This is a genomic window from Sulfitobacter litoralis (assembly GCF_900103185.1).
Classification (GTDB): Bacteria; Pseudomonadota; Alphaproteobacteria; order Rhodobacterales; family Rhodobacteraceae; genus Sulfitobacter; species Sulfitobacter litoralis.
The window spans coordinates 51,386-66,586 of record NZ_FNJD01000002.1; the positions used below are offsets into that span (position 1 = coordinate 51,386).

General features: G+C 58.4%; 16 protein-coding genes and 1 tRNA gene. 8 read left to right on the forward strand and 9 right to left on the reverse strand.

The window, feature by feature from the left end:
• The first annotated feature begins 29 nt into the window (after positions 1 to 29).
• Together BLQ98_RS02035 and hemF are read left to right on the forward strand one after the other, a co-directional pair.
• Positions 30 to 830: an SDR family NAD(P)-dependent oxidoreductase gene (locus BLQ98_RS02035; protein ID WP_093731689.1), complete on the forward strand. Its 801-nt coding sequence runs from the start codon at positions 30 to 32 to the stop codon at positions 828 to 830.
• 26 nt (positions 831 to 856) lie between these two features.
• Positions 857 to 1,750: an oxygen-dependent coproporphyrinogen oxidase gene (gene hemF / locus BLQ98_RS02040; RefSeq protein ID WP_093731690.1), complete on the forward strand. Its 894-nt coding sequence runs from the start codon at positions 857 to 859 to the stop codon at positions 1,748 to 1,750.
• A gap of 107 nt (positions 1,751 to 1,857) precedes the next feature.
• Here the strand turns inward: hemF and BLQ98_RS02045 are convergent, their stop codons facing one another.
• The gene (locus BLQ98_RS02045; protein WP_093731691.1) at positions 1,858 to 2,424 is read right to left on the reverse strand and encodes a fasciclin domain-containing protein; all 567 of its coding nucleotides are present in this window, start codon (positions 2,422 to 2,424) and stop codon (positions 1,858 to 1,860) included.
• Between the two features lie 102 nt (positions 2,425 to 2,526).
• On the reverse strand, positions 2,527 to 3,480 hold the full coding sequence (gene hemC / locus BLQ98_RS02050) for a hydroxymethylbilane synthase (protein ID WP_093731692.1): 954 nt from the start codon (positions 3,478 to 3,480) through the stop codon (positions 2,527 to 2,529).
• Between the two features lie 109 nt (positions 3,481 to 3,589).
• Here hemC and hemE point away from each other — a divergent pair, with 109 nt between their 5' ends.
• The 5 genes from hemE (at position 3,590) to BLQ98_RS02075 (ending at position 7,998) form a co-directional block, all read left to right on the forward strand.
• Complete coding sequence (hemE, locus tag BLQ98_RS02055; protein ID WP_093731693.1) at positions 3,590 to 4,639, forward strand: uroporphyrinogen decarboxylase; 1,050 nt, start codon at positions 3,590 to 3,592, stop codon at positions 4,637 to 4,639.
• Between the two features lie 62 nt (positions 4,640 to 4,701).
• Positions 4,702 to 4,778: transfer RNA gene (locus tag BLQ98_RS02060), tRNA-Met, on the forward strand.
• Positions 4,779 to 4,971: 193 nt separating this feature from the next.
• Positions 4,972 to 6,006, forward strand: a complete 1,035-nt coding sequence (locus BLQ98_RS02065) for a TRAP transporter substrate-binding protein (RefSeq protein ID WP_167354497.1) — start codon at positions 4,972 to 4,974, stop codon at positions 6,004 to 6,006.
• Between the two features lie 94 nt (positions 6,007 to 6,100).
• On the forward strand, positions 6,101 to 6,682 hold the full coding sequence (locus tag BLQ98_RS02070; protein WP_093731695.1) for a TRAP transporter small permease: 582 nt from the start codon (positions 6,101 to 6,103) through the stop codon (positions 6,680 to 6,682).
• Positions 6,682 to 7,998, forward strand: coding sequence for a TRAP transporter large permease (locus BLQ98_RS02075; protein ID WP_093731696.1), 1,317 nt, complete (start codon positions 6,682 to 6,684; stop codon positions 7,996 to 7,998). The genes BLQ98_RS02070 and BLQ98_RS02075 overlap by 1 nt, the downstream gene beginning before the upstream one ends.
• A 72-nt stretch (positions 7,999 to 8,070) precedes the next feature.
• Here BLQ98_RS02075 and BLQ98_RS02080 read toward each other — a convergent pair whose 3' ends face one another.
• Together BLQ98_RS02080 and fahA are read right to left on the reverse strand one after the other, a co-directional pair.
• Complete coding sequence (locus tag BLQ98_RS02080; RefSeq protein WP_093731697.1) at positions 8,071 to 9,738, reverse strand: ABC transporter substrate-binding protein; 1,668 nt, start codon at positions 9,736 to 9,738, stop codon at positions 8,071 to 8,073.
• A 193-nt stretch (positions 9,739 to 9,931) separates the two neighbouring features.
• On the reverse strand, positions 9,932 to 11,185 hold the full coding sequence (gene fahA / locus BLQ98_RS02085; protein WP_093731698.1) for a fumarylacetoacetase: 1,254 nt from the start codon (positions 11,183 to 11,185) through the stop codon (positions 9,932 to 9,934).
• Positions 11,186 to 11,407: 222 nt separating this feature from the next.
• On the opposite strand from fahA, the gene BLQ98_RS02090 reads away from it, so the two are divergent.
• Positions 11,408 to 11,854 carry a MarR family winged helix-turn-helix transcriptional regulator gene (locus BLQ98_RS02090; protein ID WP_093731699.1) on the forward strand — a complete coding sequence of 149 codons (447 nt, stop codon included), beginning with the start codon at positions 11,408 to 11,410 and terminating at the stop codon, positions 11,852 to 11,854.
• Positions 11,855 to 11,889: 35 nt separating this feature from the next.
• Here the strand turns inward: BLQ98_RS02090 and BLQ98_RS02095 are convergent, their stop codons facing one another.
• From BLQ98_RS02095 to BLQ98_RS02115, 5 genes are all read right to left on the reverse strand, one after another.
• Positions 11,890 to 12,699, reverse strand: a complete 810-nt coding sequence (locus BLQ98_RS02095) for a division plane positioning ATPase MipZ (RefSeq protein WP_093731700.1) — start codon at positions 12,697 to 12,699, stop codon at positions 11,890 to 11,892.
• Positions 12,700 to 12,855: 156 nt separating this feature from the next.
• Positions 12,856 to 13,173, reverse strand: a complete 318-nt coding sequence (locus tag BLQ98_RS02100) for a hypothetical protein (protein WP_093731701.1) — start codon at positions 13,171 to 13,173, stop codon at positions 12,856 to 12,858.
• 205 nt (positions 13,174 to 13,378) lie between these two features.
• On the reverse strand, positions 13,379 to 13,600 hold the full coding sequence (gene rpmE / locus BLQ98_RS02105) for a 50S ribosomal protein L31 (RefSeq protein ID WP_093731702.1): 222 nt from the start codon (positions 13,598 to 13,600) through the stop codon (positions 13,379 to 13,381).
• An 11-nt stretch (positions 13,601 to 13,611) separates the two neighbouring features.
• A complete protein-coding gene (rplS, locus tag BLQ98_RS02110) occupies positions 13,612 to 13,995 on the reverse strand; it encodes a 50S ribosomal protein L19 (protein WP_093731703.1) in 384 nt (127 codons plus the stop codon).
• 234 nt (positions 13,996 to 14,229) lie between these two features.
• Entirely contained in the window at positions 14,230 to 15,189 is a 960-nt protein-coding gene (locus BLQ98_RS02115) for a phosphoribosylaminoimidazolesuccinocarboxamide synthase (protein ID WP_093731704.1), read from the reverse strand.
• Positions 15,190 to 15,201: the final 12 nt, after the last annotated feature.

Genomic DNA, 15,201 nt, shown 5'->3' on the forward strand with positions numbered 1-15,201 from the left:
GTTGGCTGCGGCTGATTAAGGAACGAGCTATGTCATTCTCAATCTCTGGCAAGAACGTCATCATCACAGGGGCCGCAAACGGCATCGGCCTGGCGATTGCACGTCAGTTTGCCGACAAAGGTGCCAATGTCATGTGCGCCGACATTGACGAGAAAGCGCTGATTGAAGAATTGGGTGATGCTAAGGACGAAGGCAACATCCGCTTTTTCGCGGGCGATTTGCGGCAACGTTTAACCATTGCGAACCTTGTATCCGCTACCATCGATGCCTTTGACGAGGTCGACGTGCTGGTGAATGCATCGCGGCAGTTTTTGCCGACGGATGCGTTGGACGGTGACGACACCAGCGTTGAAACCCTGTGGCAGGAAAACGTGATGACCGCGATGCAGCTGACACAGCAGGTCGCAAAGCGCATGATCAAACAAGCCGAAGGGCAAGAGGGTGGCGCAGTCGGCAGCATCATCAACCTGAGCTCGACGACCTCGCGGCACACACGGCCCGAGCTGATGGCCTATTCCATGGCGGCAGCAGCGCTGGAACAGATGACGCGGTCAATGGCGCTGACCCTGGCGCCGCACCGCATCCGCGTGAACGCCGTCGCCTTCGGGTCGGTGATGAGCGGCTCGCTAAAGGCGTCTTGCGCCGAGAACCGTGAATGGCGCGACGACATTCGCAATCACACGCCGCTGGGGCGTATCGCCTCTCCGTCGGAGTTGGCCGATACGATCCAGTATCTTGCTGCCGACAGTTCAAGCTTTCTGACCGGCGAAGTGATCGTGGTGGACGGGGGGCGGTCCTTGTTGGACGCCGTGGATGCGCCGGCACACTAAAAACACAGCAACGAAAGGCTTTGCGCATGTCCGATGATTTCGAGGCGGAAAGAACCCGCGCCGCTGATTGGTTCCGCAGCCTGCGCGACCAGATCGTGGAGGCATTTGAGGCGCTGGAGCGTGACCACGCCAATGGGCCTTTGTCAGATGCGGTCGCTGGCACATTCGAGGTAACCCCGACCAAACGTAGCAGCGACGATGGCAGCGACGCGGGCGGTGGCCTGATGAGCGTGATGCGCGGCGGGCGCGTGTTCGAGAAAGTCGGCGTCAATGTATCGACAGTTTTTGGCACATTGGGAGAGCGGGCGCAGGCCGCCATGGCGGCGCGCAAGGGCATCCCCGGCATGACCGAAGACCCGCGGTTCTGGGCATCAGGCATCAGTCTGGTGGCGCATATGCAAAACCCCCACGCCCCAGCGGTGCACATGAACACCCGCATGTTCTGGACGCCCCATGCCAGCTGGTTTGGCGGTGGGTCCGATTTGAACCCTTGTATCGAATATGCCGAGGATACGGCGCATTTCCATGCTGTCCAAAAGGCGCATCTGGACCCGCACGGGCGCGATCTTTACCCGCGTCTGAAGGAATGGGCGGACGAGTACTTCTACATCCCGCACCGTCACCGCGCACGCGGGGTGGGGGGGATATTTATGGATGATCACGCAACAGGGGATTGGGAGGCCGACTTTGCCCTGACCCAAGACATTGGTCGCGCGTTCCTGCCTGCCTATTTGCCGCTGGTGCAACAGCGGATCACGCAAGACTGGTCGGACGCCGACAAAGACGCGCAACTGGTGCATCGCGGACTTTATGCGGAATATAACCTTGTTTATGACCGCGGCACAAAATTCGGGCTGGAAACCGGCCATGATGCCAATGCGGTTCTTATGAGCCTGCCACCCTTGGCGAAGTGGGTGTAGGGGGGCCAGCCCCCGCCCTGCGGGCTCCGCCGGGATTTGAGCCATCTCGAATAAATAGGCCCCCTACTGTGCAAGTAGGGGGCCTTTTCGGTCAGTTTGGTGTCAGATTATTGCTTTGGCAGCATCACGCCATCGATCACGTGGATCACGCCGTTCGACTGTTTAACGTCTGCAATGGTCACAAACGCCGCGTTTCCGTTTTCATCGGCCAGCATCATGCGGCCGTCGTCAGCATAGGATGCTTGCAGTGTGCAGCCACCCAGCGTGGGTACGGGGTGCTCGCCGCCGTCATCCTTGATCATGCCTTGCAAGGCTTCGGCCATTACAGCTTTGCCGACCACGTGGCAGGTCAGGACTTCGGTCAGTTGGTCTTTGTTTTCGGGCTTCAGCAGGTTCTCAACGGCACCAGCGTCAAGACGGTCGAAACCGGCGTTGGTGGGGGCGAATACGGTAAAGGGGCCTTCGCCGGACAGGGTTTCGACCAGACCGGCTGCTTTTACGGCGGCAACCAATGTGGTGTGGTCGGCAGAGTTCACGGCGTTTTCAACGATGTTTTTTTCGGCAAACATCTCGGCGCCACCAACCATCGGGTTTTTCATCTCTTCAGCGAACGCCGCGCCCGCAGTCAGGGCCAGAGCTGCGGTTGCTGTCATCATTTTCTTGGCGAAAGTCATGGTGTTCTCCTGGGTTTATATCGTGATCAGTTGCTGATCATGACGGAGTAACGCGCCCATGCGTTGCTTAGTTTCAAACGCCGTGTGAAATAAGTTTCGATCTTACCCTTTGGTGTGCCAGTCAAAGAATCCGGGGCCTGCTTGCGCCAATAGGTCTTGAGCAAGATCGACACCCATCAGGCCGCCGTCTGAGATAGGGCCACTGCGTTCCCCGCTCAGCGCCTCTGATCCGTCGGGGCGCAGCACTTCGCCGCGCAGGTGCAGCGTATCACCGTCAAGCGTCGCGAGCCCGGCAATCGGCGTTTCGCACGACCCGTCGAGTGTCAGCAGGAAGGCGCGTTCCGCCGCGAGCCGTTGTCCGGTGGGGGTGTCGTGGATCGCGGCGAGCATGGCTTCGGTGTCAATATCACCGGCGCGGCGTTCGATGCCAATCGCCCCTTGCGCGACAGCGGGCAGCATCAGCGTATCGTCGATCGGGGTGGCGGGGACGTGCTGCATGCCCAACCGGTTCAGGCCGGCCACCGCAAGGAAGGTGCATTCGGCCTTGCCATCGGCGAGCTTTTTCAGACGGGTTTGCACGTTGCCGCGGAATTCGACGACTTGCAGGTCGGGGCGCTGGTGCAACAGCTGCGCGCGGCGGCGCAGGCTGGAGGTGCCGACAACCGCGCCTTGGGCCAATTGATCCAGCGCAGAGAGCGTCGGTGCAACAAAGGCATCGCGGGGGTCTTCGCGGGGCAGATAGGTGTCGAGCAACAAGCCCCCCGGCTGGATCGTCGGCATGTCTTTCATCGAATGAACGGCGATGTCGATTTTGCCCGCCAGCAGGTCCTCTTCGATCTCGCGCGTAAACAGGCCCTTGCCGCCGATATCCTTGAGCGGGCGATCCTGTATGATATCGCCGGTCACCTTTATCACCACGATTTCGAAAGCCGCTTGCGGGATTTCAAAAGCGGCAGCCAGACGGGCGCGGGTTTCATAGGCCTGGGCCATCGCCAAAGGCGAGCCGCGGGTACCTATGCGCATAGGATTTTCGGGGGTGGGCAGGTTCACAGTCATGGCCCTTCTTTAGGGGGGCCGATCTGATCTGACAAGCGGTGCCATTGCCTTGACATCGGGGCGCTACATCTTGACCTAAGACAAAACCTTTGAAGAGTAGGAAACCCAGATGCCGCAGACCGATACGCAAAGCAAAACCATTCTGCGTTCATTGGCAGGAGAGACGTTGCCGGTGCCACCAATCTGGATGATGCGGCAGGCGGGTCGCTATCTGCCAGAGTATAAGGCGACAAGGGCGCAGGCGGGGGATTTCCTATCGCTGTGCTATAATCCTGATCTTGCGACAGAGGTCACCTTGCAGCCGATCCGTCGTTACGGGTTTGACGCGGCGATCCTGTTTGCGGATATTTTGCTTGTACCACAAGCGCTTGGCGCGGATCTGTGGTTTGTCACTGGCGAAGGGCCGCGCCTGTCGACTGTCACCACGCAGGCGGATTTCGACAAGCTGCGGCCCGTGGGTGATATTCACGAGACGTTGAACCCGATCTATCAGACGGTGCGTAACCTTACCGCGGCGCTGCCGCGGGAGACGACGTTGATCGGCTTTGCCGGCGCGCCCTGGACCGTGGCGACCTATATGATTGCAGGGCAGGGGACCAAGGATCAGGGGCCAGCCCATCTGCTGCGCACGCAAGATAACGCGCTTTTTGAAAAGCTTCTGGACCTGATTACCAAGGCAACCATCGAATATATGTCTGCGCAAATTGCCGCAGGGGCCGAGGTGATGAAGATTTTCGACAGCTGGGCGGGATCGTTGCCCGGCGATGCGTTCGAGAAATACGCGGTCGCGCCGGCCCGCGAGATCACGCAAGAACTGAAGAAGCGGCACCCCGGTATTCCGATCATCGGTTTCCCGCGCGAGGCAGGAGATAAATACATCGGGTTTGCCAAGGCAACGGGCGTGGATTGTGTGGCGCTGGATAACTCTGTCTCGGCGGATTGGGCCGCGCAGAATGTGCAAGTTGACGGCTGTGTGCAGGGCAATCTTGCATCGTCCCATATGGTCACGGGCGGGCAGGCGCTGGTGGACGATACGCGCCAGATCGTCAAAGCCTTTTCCAAGGGGCCGCATATCTTTAACCTTGGCCACGGGATCACGCCGGATGCCGATCCTGACAACGTGCAGCGCATGATCGATACGGTACGCGAAGGCGAATAATTCAAGAAGATTGGCTTTGGCTCTTGACGGGGGCCGAAGCCTGTCATACTCGGAGCGCCGATGGCGTTATAGCTCAGTTGGTTAGAGCGAACGACTCATAATCGTTAGGTCCCTGGTTCAAATCCAGGTAACGCCACCATCACCCTCCCTAAATCTATCAAAGATCGCTTTGCGCCCATCCGCCGGATTCGTCCGGTCGGGTGTTTTTCCATCGGTCGGCGTTACAGATGATTGATAAACGCGAGTTGCTGGTGTCAAGTGATGCTCAGCGAGATGCTCGGAACCGCTCGGCAACAGAGGGGTCCGTCTTTGACTGAACTTGGGAGAGTTAGATGATGATGAGAAGAACCCTGATGGGGATCGCGGGTGCGGCCCTTGCCGTTGGCATGAGCGCGACCGGCGCACTGGCGCAAGAGGTCACGCTGCGGATGCACCAGTTCCTGCCGCCACAGGCCAATGTGCCGAAACTTATTCTGGATGTCTGGGCTGATAAGGTCGAAGCCGCCAGTGACGACAAAATCAAAATTGAACGTTACCCCTCCATGCAGCTTGGCGGGAAACCCCCAGAACTGATCGACCAAGCGATTGACGGCGTGGCCGATATCGTCTGGACCGTGGTGGGCTATACCCCGGGTCGCTATCCGACGACCGAAGTGTTCGAGCTGCCCTTTATGGTGACGGACGCTCGCGCGGCGAGCTCTGCCTATTGGCAGATGTTCGAAAAGCACATGAAAGACACCGAGTTCAAAGATGTGCATATTCTGGGAACATGGGTCCACGGTCCCGGCCTGTTGCACACGAACGCCGAAGTCCGGTCGCCAGACGATATGCAGGGCCTCAAAATTCGCGGCGGGTCGCGTCTGGTGAACCAGCTGCTTGAGATTACCGGCGCGACACCTGTGGGCATGCCGGTTCCGGCGATTCCCGAAGGTCTGTCCAAGGGTGTGATCGACGGCACCACGATCCCGTGGGAAGTGACGCCATCGCTGAAAGTGCCCGAGCTGGTGAAGAACCACACCGAATTTGACGGTGCCGCGCTTTATACGCTGACCTTTGTGCTGGCGATGAACAAGGACCGCTATGACGGGCTGTCGGACGAACTGAAGAAAGTTCTGGATGACAACTCGGGCCTCGAATTCTCTGTCTTTGCCGGTGGCACACAGGCGGATGCTGATGGGCCTGCGCGTCAGGTCGCTGTCGATCTAGGTAACAACGTGATCGAGCTGAACGAAGAAGAAACGCGCGTGTGGCGCGATGCGTCGCAGCCGATCTATGACAGCTGGATTGCCGATATGGACAGCAAGGGCATCGACGGCCAAGCGCTGATCGACGAAGCGCGAGAGCTGATGGACGCTTACGGTAAGTAATCCGTAGCGCGTGAAACAGGCCCGCAGCGCATCCCTGCGCTGCGGGCCTGATGGCTTGATGCCATCAAAATACCCTGACAAGACTGAGAGACCCATGCGTCAGCTGATACATTTTCTTGCCCGGTTCACCGCGGTGATCGGAGGGCTGGTGCTGATTGCGCTGGTGCTGATGACCACGGCCTCAATCATCGGGCGCACGGTCAACAAGATGCTGCACAGCACGTTCTTTCAAGAGCAGCTGACGGGCTTGTCCCAAGGGCTGATCGACCTTGGCGTCGGCGAAATCAACGGAAATTACGAGGTACTGGAGGCAGGCGTCGCCTTTGCGATTTTCTCGTTCCTGCCGGTCTGCCAGTATTATGGGGCGCATGCCTCTGTGGATGTGTTCACGTCGTTCCTGCCGCGCAGTGCGAACCGTTGGATCATCGCCTTTTGGGAGATCGTGCTGGCGGCAGTAATCTTGCTGGTCATCTGGCGGCTGTACGAGGGGATGCAGCGCTATCTGGGCAATGGAGAGACGACCTTGTTTCTGCAATTCCCCGTGTGGTGGGCCTATGCCGCGAGCTTTGCCTCGGGCGTGATTGCCTGTGTCGTGGCTGTCTATTGCGCCGTGATACGTGTGATCGAGGCCGCGCGCGGCATCGACATCCTACCGAGCGAACAAGGGGCACACTGATGACCAATCTAGAACTGGGCTTTTGGTCGTTTCCAGTGCTGCTGTTGATGATTTTCCTGCGTGCGCCGATCGGGTTGGCGATGCTGCTGTGCGGATTTGGTGGTTGGTTTCTGGCGATGGGGGGCAACCCCACGCCGCTGCTGGCAAAGCTGAAGTCAGAGACCTATACGACGTTTTCCAGCTATTCGCTGAGCATCATTCCGATGTTCCTGCTGATGGGGCAATTTGCGACCCTCTCTGGGATGAGCCAAGCGCTGTTCAAGGCCGCCGAAAGCTTTTTGGGGCACAGGCGGGGCGGCGTGGCGATGGCTGCCGTAGGGGCCTGTGCGGGCTTTGGCGCGATCTGTGGCAGTTCGCTGGCGACGGCGGCGACCATGTCGAAAGTCGCGCTGCCCGAGCTGCGGCGCTATGGGTATTCCGGCGGGTTTTCCACGGCGACACTGGCGGCAGGGGGCACCTTGGGTATCCTGATCCCGCCTTCGGTTATTCTGGTGATCTATGCGATCCTGACAGAACAGAATATCGCCAAGCTGTTTCTGGCGGCGTTTCTGCCCGGTGTTCTGGCTGCCATCGGCTATGTCATCACCATTTCGATCTATGTGCGCTTGCACCCCAAGTCGGCGGGGGTGCGCCCTGCGGTCCCCATGGGCGAAAGGTTCAAGGCATTGGCGAACACGTGGCCGGTGATGGTGATCTTTTTCGTCGTTGTGGGCGGTATCTATCTGGGGTGGTTCACACCGACCGAAGGAGCGGCTGTGGGCGCCGCGGGAACCGGTCTGGCCGCATTGCTGGCAGGCAGCCTGAATTGGGCGGTGTTGCGTGACAGTCTGTTGGGAACGGCCAAAACCACAGGGATGATCTTTTTCATAGTGTTGGGGGCCGGTTTTTATAACGGCTTTCTGGCGCTGTCAGGGGTGCCACAGTTCATGGCCGATTGGGTCGTGGGGCAGGGCTATAGCCCGTGGTTCGTACTGGTCGTGATCCTTGTATTCTATTTGATCTTCGGCTGCCTTATGGACAGCCTGTCGATGATCCTGCTGACGGTGCCGATTTTCTTTCCCGTCATCTCGGCGATGGATTTCGGGATGAGCACCGAGCATCTGGCGATCTGGTTCGGTATTCTTGTGTTGATTGTAGTAGAGGTCGGGCTGATCACGCCGCCGGTGGGGATGAACCTGTTCATCATCAATTCGATGGACCGTGAAACCCCGATGACAGAGACCTATAAAGCCGTGATGTATTTCGTCGGCTCGGACATCGTCCGCGTGGTGATATTGGTGATGTTCCCAGCGATCACGCTGTTCCTGCTCCCCTAAAGCGGACCTGGTGGCGCGTAAAGCAAGGGCCGCGTTAGACGCGGCCCTTTTTGTATCGAAACTATGCGCAGTTTAAGACGTCCACGCCATCCGAGCGGGATGATATTCAAAGCCGATGTGGTGTCCGGCCCCGACCAGACCTTTGCGGGTATGGTTGTACAAGGAGCGCCAATAGGGCTGTATCGTGACCCCTTCATTCTGGATCAGCTCCTCGCCTTTTGCCATCAACGCGCGGCGTTTTTCAACATCGGCCACCGACAGTGCTTCGGCGACAAGCGCGTCAAACTCGGGGTTGGACCAGCCGAATTCATTCCACGCTTCGCCTGACCGATACGCCAGCGCCCAGGTTTGGATGCCCAATGGCCGTGCGTTCCAGTTGGTCGACGAAAACGGGTATTTCGTCCAGCCGTTCCAGAAGGCAGCACCAGGCAGGATGGTGCGCCTTACCTTGATGCCCGCATCGCGCAGCTGTGCGGCGACCGCATCGGTGGTATCTTTGCGCCACGCATCATCGATCGAAAAAAGCTCGTGTTCAAAGTCAGCCATACCGGCTTCTTCCATTAAAGCGCGGGCCCCTTCGGGATCTGGTACACGCGGGGGAAGCTCGGCGTATTCGGGGTGCATCGGGCCGATGTGGTGGTTTTCAGCAACCAAACCACGGCCGGCATGGCCGAGTTCAAGCAGGACAGCGTTATCGACTGCCATCGCCAAGGCCCGACGTACGCGGACATCGGCATAGGGCGTTTTGCCATCGACCTCGGCGAGCTGGTTGGTGCGGATCACAATGGTCGCGGCGGTTGCGATTTCGTTCTGGTTCCAATCCTCAAGTGTGCCGAACACATCAATGAACTCGCCCTCGACAGAGTAGGTGGCGTCGATTTCGTCAGCTTCCGCTGCGGCGACAAAGGCCGACGGGTCGGTACCATAGTCGATGTATTCCAGACGGTCGATATAAGGCCCGCCATATATCTCGGAACCCCACCAAGTGTGATCTGGGTTCTGCACCAGCACGGCCTTGACACCTACCTCGACCATCTCGGGGAGATAGGGGCCTGTGCCGACCGGATTGTCGAGCATGGTCTCGGGGTCAAACCCTTTGGGCACGATGGCGGCAGGGTAGTCCGCCATGCCGGGAATGAGCGTGATATCAGGCTTGGGCAGTGAGAGTTTGACGGTGTGGTCGTCCACGACCTTAATGGCCCCCTCGATCGCCCGCCCGGTTTTCGCGTCGATCAGGCTGGCAAAGCGACCGGCCATCGAATTGCCCTCGACCGATTTATCGCACCAGCCGGTAATGTTCCGGGCCACATCATCGGCAGTAAAGGGCGTGCCGTCGTTCCAGGTGACCCCCTTGCGCACGTTCAAAACATATTCGGTGGCATCGTCGTTGATCTCCCAGCTTTCAAGCAAGGCGGGGGTAAAGGTGCCGTCGTTTTCCCAGATACATAGGTATTCAAGCCATCCGCGGGTCACGTTGGCGATCTGGGACCAGTCATAGGTGCGCGGGTCCTTCGGGGCGCGGACTTCCATCTGCATCCGGACCGTACCGCCGGATTTATGCGCGGCGGCCTGAGCCGGTGCCGCCATGCCGATCATCGCATAGGCTGTTGCTGCTGTAGCCCCAAAGGCGCTGGCCAGAGCGAGAAATTCGCGGCGGTTGACCGGATCGCGTTTGGCGGCTTCGGCCGAGGCATGAATGGCCGCGGGCAACGGTGTTCCGATACGGGTTAAGAACGTCATGATCTTCCTCTCTGGTCGGGTGTCGCCCGCTGTTTCTCTTTGATTCAATACCTAGCATGTTTTCAGGCATTTCAAGCACCTCCCGCGGTGGTTCGCGGCGGGGGGCTGGTGCGAGCCCGCGTCGTTCTTGTTCGTGAGGACCGAAGGCAAAGAATGCCTCCGGCGGGAGTTTAAAAGGCAAAATGAAGCGCGGTTATGCCGTGGGCTTGGCGGGGAGGATGGTGCCGGCGCATGCGCCAAAGCCGATGCGGTAGCCGTCCCCCGCAGCGTGGCCCGACAGGATCATCGTGTCGCCGTCGTGCACAAAGCTGCGGGTGGTGCCGTCATTCAGGGTGATCGGTTCCGCGCCGCCCCAGCTGAGTTCAAGCAAGCTGCCGCGGGCATCTTTCTGTGCCCCTGAAATCGTGCCGGACCCCAGCAAATCGCCCGCATTCATGGCACAGCCCGAGGACGCGTGATGCGCCAGTTGTTGCGGCGCTGAATAATACATTGTGTTGTAATTGGTGCGTGCGATCACCTGTTGCTCACCGCCGTCGGGCTGGAGGATGACCGATAGGTTAATGTCGTAAAGCATCGGTTTAGGCTCTGCCAGATAGGGCAGCAGATCGACTTCGCGTTCGGGGGTGGAGGTCCGGAAGGGCTCTAGCGCGGCTTTGGTCACGATCCACGGCGAAATGCTGGTGGCGAAGGCCTTGGCCTGAAACGGGCCAAGCGGTTGATACTCCCACGCTTGGATGTCGCGTGCGGACCAGTCGTTCAGCAGGACATACCCAAAAATCATCTCGTCCGCTTGGGCCACGCTGGGGGTGTCGCCCAGGTCGGTAGAGGTGCCAACGATGGCGCCAAGCTCAAGCTCTATATCAAGGCGTTCGCTCGGGCCGAAATAGGGGCGGTCTGCATCTGCAGGTTTGATCTGGCCGTTGGGACGATGGATGTCGGTACCTGACACAACCACAGTAGACGCGCGCCCGTTATAGCCAATCGGCATGTGCAGCCAGTTCGGCGGCAGCGCGTTTTCGGCACCGCGAAACATTGTGCCGACATTGGTGGCATGGTGCCGGCCCGCATAGAAATCGGTGTATTCAGAGACAACAATCGGCATATGCAGGCGGACGTCGGCCATGGGGATCAGGTGCAACGCGACTTTGGCTTGATCCGGACTGTCGGTCGATAGCAATTCGATCAGACGGCTGCGCAGGGTGGCCCAGGCTTCGGGACCCAAATCCATCACGTCATTCCAATAGGGCACGTCAAAGACGGGGTCGAAATGCAGCAAGATCAGGTCTTCGGCCTCAATCGCGGCCATATCGAGCACCATATCACCGATCGCCACACCGCAGCGTGGTTCAAGCGTGTCCGTCGAGAACACCCCATAGGGCAGGTTGTTAAGCGGAAAGTCAGTGTCGGCGCTGTTCGCGCTTTCGATCCAAGAAGTGAGCAGTGTCATAGGTGTTCCTTGCATGTCGTTCTGTACACGGTGACGTTTGTGGCGCGGGTCGGTATGCCGATAGGGAACCGGTATGATGTTTCGATGCCAATTTCAAACCCGTCAAGCTGATGTGATGGGCGCTCGGTTGCCGGCTTCGGAGCGGGGGCTTGTGGCGGCTCCCTTGCAAAATCTGGGCGGTTGGTAATAGACCTTAGCTCATCCTAACAAGCGATTGCACCGATGCCAGACCAGAACTTCGAGCTGACCCATTTCTTGCCCTATCTGCTGAATCAGGCCGCTGAAGTGAGCAGTCTTGCGTTCCAGCGTACCTATAAAGACCGCTATGGCATGCTGCGAACCGAGTGGCGGGTGCTGTTCCATCTGGGGCTTTATGGTCAGATGACCGCTAGCGAAATCGGGCAACGCGCCAATATGCATAAGACCAAGATCAGTCGCGCCGTGCAAAAGCTGACCGACCGGCGGTTCGTCACACGGCTGCGCGGAGATCAGGACCGGCGGACAGAGCTGTTGTCGCTCACGGCCGCAGGGCGGGCCGCGTATGATGATCTGTTCGAGGTGGCCAAAGCCTATGATGCTCGTCTGACAGCAGACCTGACCACAGCCGAGCGCGAAACGCTAAAGGGGTTGCTGGTCAAACTCGCCGCCGGGCAGGGCGGCGACATCTGATGGTTGGCTGCGGGCCTATGGCCCGCCACTGACGGTCAGAAGTTGATATCGACACCGGGCAGGTTCAGCGCTTTCATCAGGTCACGCAATTCCTGACGGGCGGCTACATTCGAGATATTGAGTTGTTTGACGCCGATATCCTTGAGGTCAAGCAGGGTCAGGCCACGGGGGAAAAGTTCGCGGAAAATAACGCGTTCGTTGAAACCGGGCGCAATGCGAAAGCCGATACGTTTGCTCAGGTTGGCGATGGCCCGTTCCATCTTGTCTTTGTTGACCATGCGCTGTGCACCCATGCGGTTACGCACGACGATCCAGTCGATTGGGGCAAGGCCTGCCTGCGCGCGCAGCTGGCGCGCATTCCAGACCATTTCGGAATAGACGGATGGGCCGGTAATCTTGTCACCCATGGCATCCGTGCGTGCCAGAAGGTCAAAGTCGATAAAACTGTCGTTGAGAGGCGTTATAAGCGTGTCGGCCAGCGAATGTGCAACCTGGCTGAGACGGGTGTGCGACCCCGGGCAGTCGATCAGAATGAAATCCGACGTGGGTTCAAGCTCTGCCACGGCGGCGCTGAGGCGGTTGTCATAGATGTTTTCGCCCGGTTGCAGACTGCTTGCCTCGATCTCGGGGAGCTCGTGCATCTCGGGGGATGGGAGGTCCAGCTCAGCGCTTGCAAGGAAGGATTTGCGATTGTCGACGTATCGCCCGAATGTGCGCTGGCGCAGGTCCAGATCCAGAACGCTGGTCTTGTGACCCATGCGTGCAAGGGCTGTTGCCACATGCATAGAGACGGTTGATTTTCCGGCCCCGCCTTTTTCATTCCCGACGACGATAATATGCGCCATTGCGTTTTGTCCCTTTCACTCCCCGTTTTTGTCGGGGCCACATTGGGAAAAACCATATGGCACACATGGCGCTTTTGAAAGCGTTTGTGGCTCTAGATTGTGGTTATTGTTGCGAAATTCACCCGCAGCGGCAAGCGGCCCATCCGCAAGGCACAGCTAACCCGAGCGCCGTAGCGAGCGGTCATGTGCCCCCATACGTCCAGTGTCAATCGTAACGCCGCTGACGTCGTTTACTGCCAGCTTTGCGCGACACGTCGATGCAAGCTGGCGGAGTTCATCATGGGGCCCGTGCAACCGTTCAAGCGCGCCTGTCAGAACCAGTGCCTGCGCAAAGCAATTACGTTCGACGAGGTCATGCGCCGCGATCAAATCCTCCGGCGGGAGGGGGGGCTTGTCTACTTGCGACAGGGGGGCGGTTGTGCGGTTTGCGCCAGCGCGAGGCTGACCTGAATCAGAGAGGGGGAAAGCGGGCATCAGCGAACCTTTCGTGGAGAGCTGAGGGGACTATGGACCGTAGTTGCTTTCCAAAACCTAAACATCGGCCAGTTTGTTCCGTAAAATGCGAGGTAACCTTGGGGCAGGGGCGAGATGCCGCTTCTTTGACTAAAATACTGTGATCAAATAAAAAATGGCGCGCCCCTCGGGGCACGCCATTTCTGAATTTCGCAATGGAAAGGGTTTAGAAGCCCAGACCTGCGTATTTATTTTTGAACTTGGAAACGCGGCCACCGGTGTCCATCAAGCGGGATGTGCCGCCGTTCCATGCAGGGTGCACGGAGGGGTCAATATCCAGCGACAGTTGATCGCCTTCTTTGCCGTAGGTCGATTTCATTTCCAGGATCGTACCGTCTGTCATTTTGACGTTGATCGTGTGGTATTCGGGGTGTGTATCGGCTTTCATGACAGCTCTCCTTACGCGTTCGCGCCAGATTTTGGCTTGTAATGTACGTTTTCGACGATGCGTGCCGACTTACCACGACGCGAGCGCAGGTAGTACAGTTTCGCACGACGCACACGGCCACGACGGACAACTGTGATGCTCTCGATGTTGGTGGAGTGCAGGGGGAATACGCGCTCTACGCCTTCACCAAAGGAAATCTTGCGCACGGTGAACGAGCCGGCAATACCTTTGCCGTTGTTACGTGCAATGCAGACGCCTTCGTAATTCTGAACGCGGGTACGTGTACCTTCGGTCACTTTAAAGCCCACGCGGATGGTGTCACCGGCGCGGAAGTCAGGGATTTCTTTCCCCAGTTCGGCGATTTGTTCCGCCTCGATCTCAGCAATCAGGTTCATCTGATCGTCTCCTATAAATGCTCGCGGTTAGTCCACGAAGTTTTGTGCGATCCAAGAGCTTCGGTCTGTTTGGCGGGCCTGCCGCAGCAGCCCATCGAAGATAGGGTCATCTTTACTTATCATCTGCGGATGCAGAAATGACTGGAGCCGCTTACACACGATTCCAGACCTGCGCGTCGTATAGGCGGGATGCCTTCGCAGATCAAGTCCCGATCACAAAAAGTGCCGCGCGTTTCAGCCGCTAAAATAGGGGCGAAGATTGCTGCGGACCCGGTCCAGCACGGTGTCGCCATTCAGATCGGGCACAAAACGCTGGCCGGTAATCGCCTCGAAAGCGTCGATATAGACTTGCGAGGTGGCAGCGATCAAATCGGCGGGAATTTCGGGGATATCATCGTGATAGGGGTCGCAGCGCGCATCAACCCAAGATCGGATCACGTCCTTGTCAAAAGACGGTGGGCGGGTGCCGTTTTCCAACGCAGCCTCATAGCCTTCGGCCAGCCAGAACCGCGAACTGTCGGGCGTGTGGATTTCATCAGCCAGCAGGATATTGCCCTGCGCATCGGTGCCGAATTCATATTTTGTGTCGACTAGGATCAGCCCGTTCTTCGCCGCCATCTCTTGCCCGCGGGCAAAGAGTTTCAGGGCAATTTCGCTGATTTGATCCCATTGCGCTTGGGTGAGCAGGTCTTGGTCAACGATCTCTTGGGCCGTCATCGGAGCATCATGGCCGCCGTCGAACTCTTTGGAGGTCGGGGTAATGATCGGCGCAGGTAACGCCTGATTGTCGCGCAGGCCATCAGGAAAATGATGGCCGTACATTTCTCGTTCACCTTTCTTGTATAGCGTCAGCACCGAAGTGCCTGTTGAGCCCGCCAGATAGCCGCGTACCACGATCTCGACAGGTAAAATGGTCAGGTGCTTGCCGATCACCACATTGGGGTCGGGATATTCAAGCACGTGGTTGGGGCAAATGTCGCTGGTGTTGTCGAACCAGAACCGCGCGGTCTGCGTCAACACCTGACCCTTGAACGGGATGGAGGTGAGAATACGATCAAAGGCCGAAATCCGGTCCGATGACACGAGAATACGCCGATCATCCGGCAGATCATAGCAGTCACGCACCTTGCCGAAATAAGGGTTAGGCAGCTCATCGATGCGGGCGTGATCAAGGGTGCGGGTCAGGTCTGTCATGGTCTGCCTTCC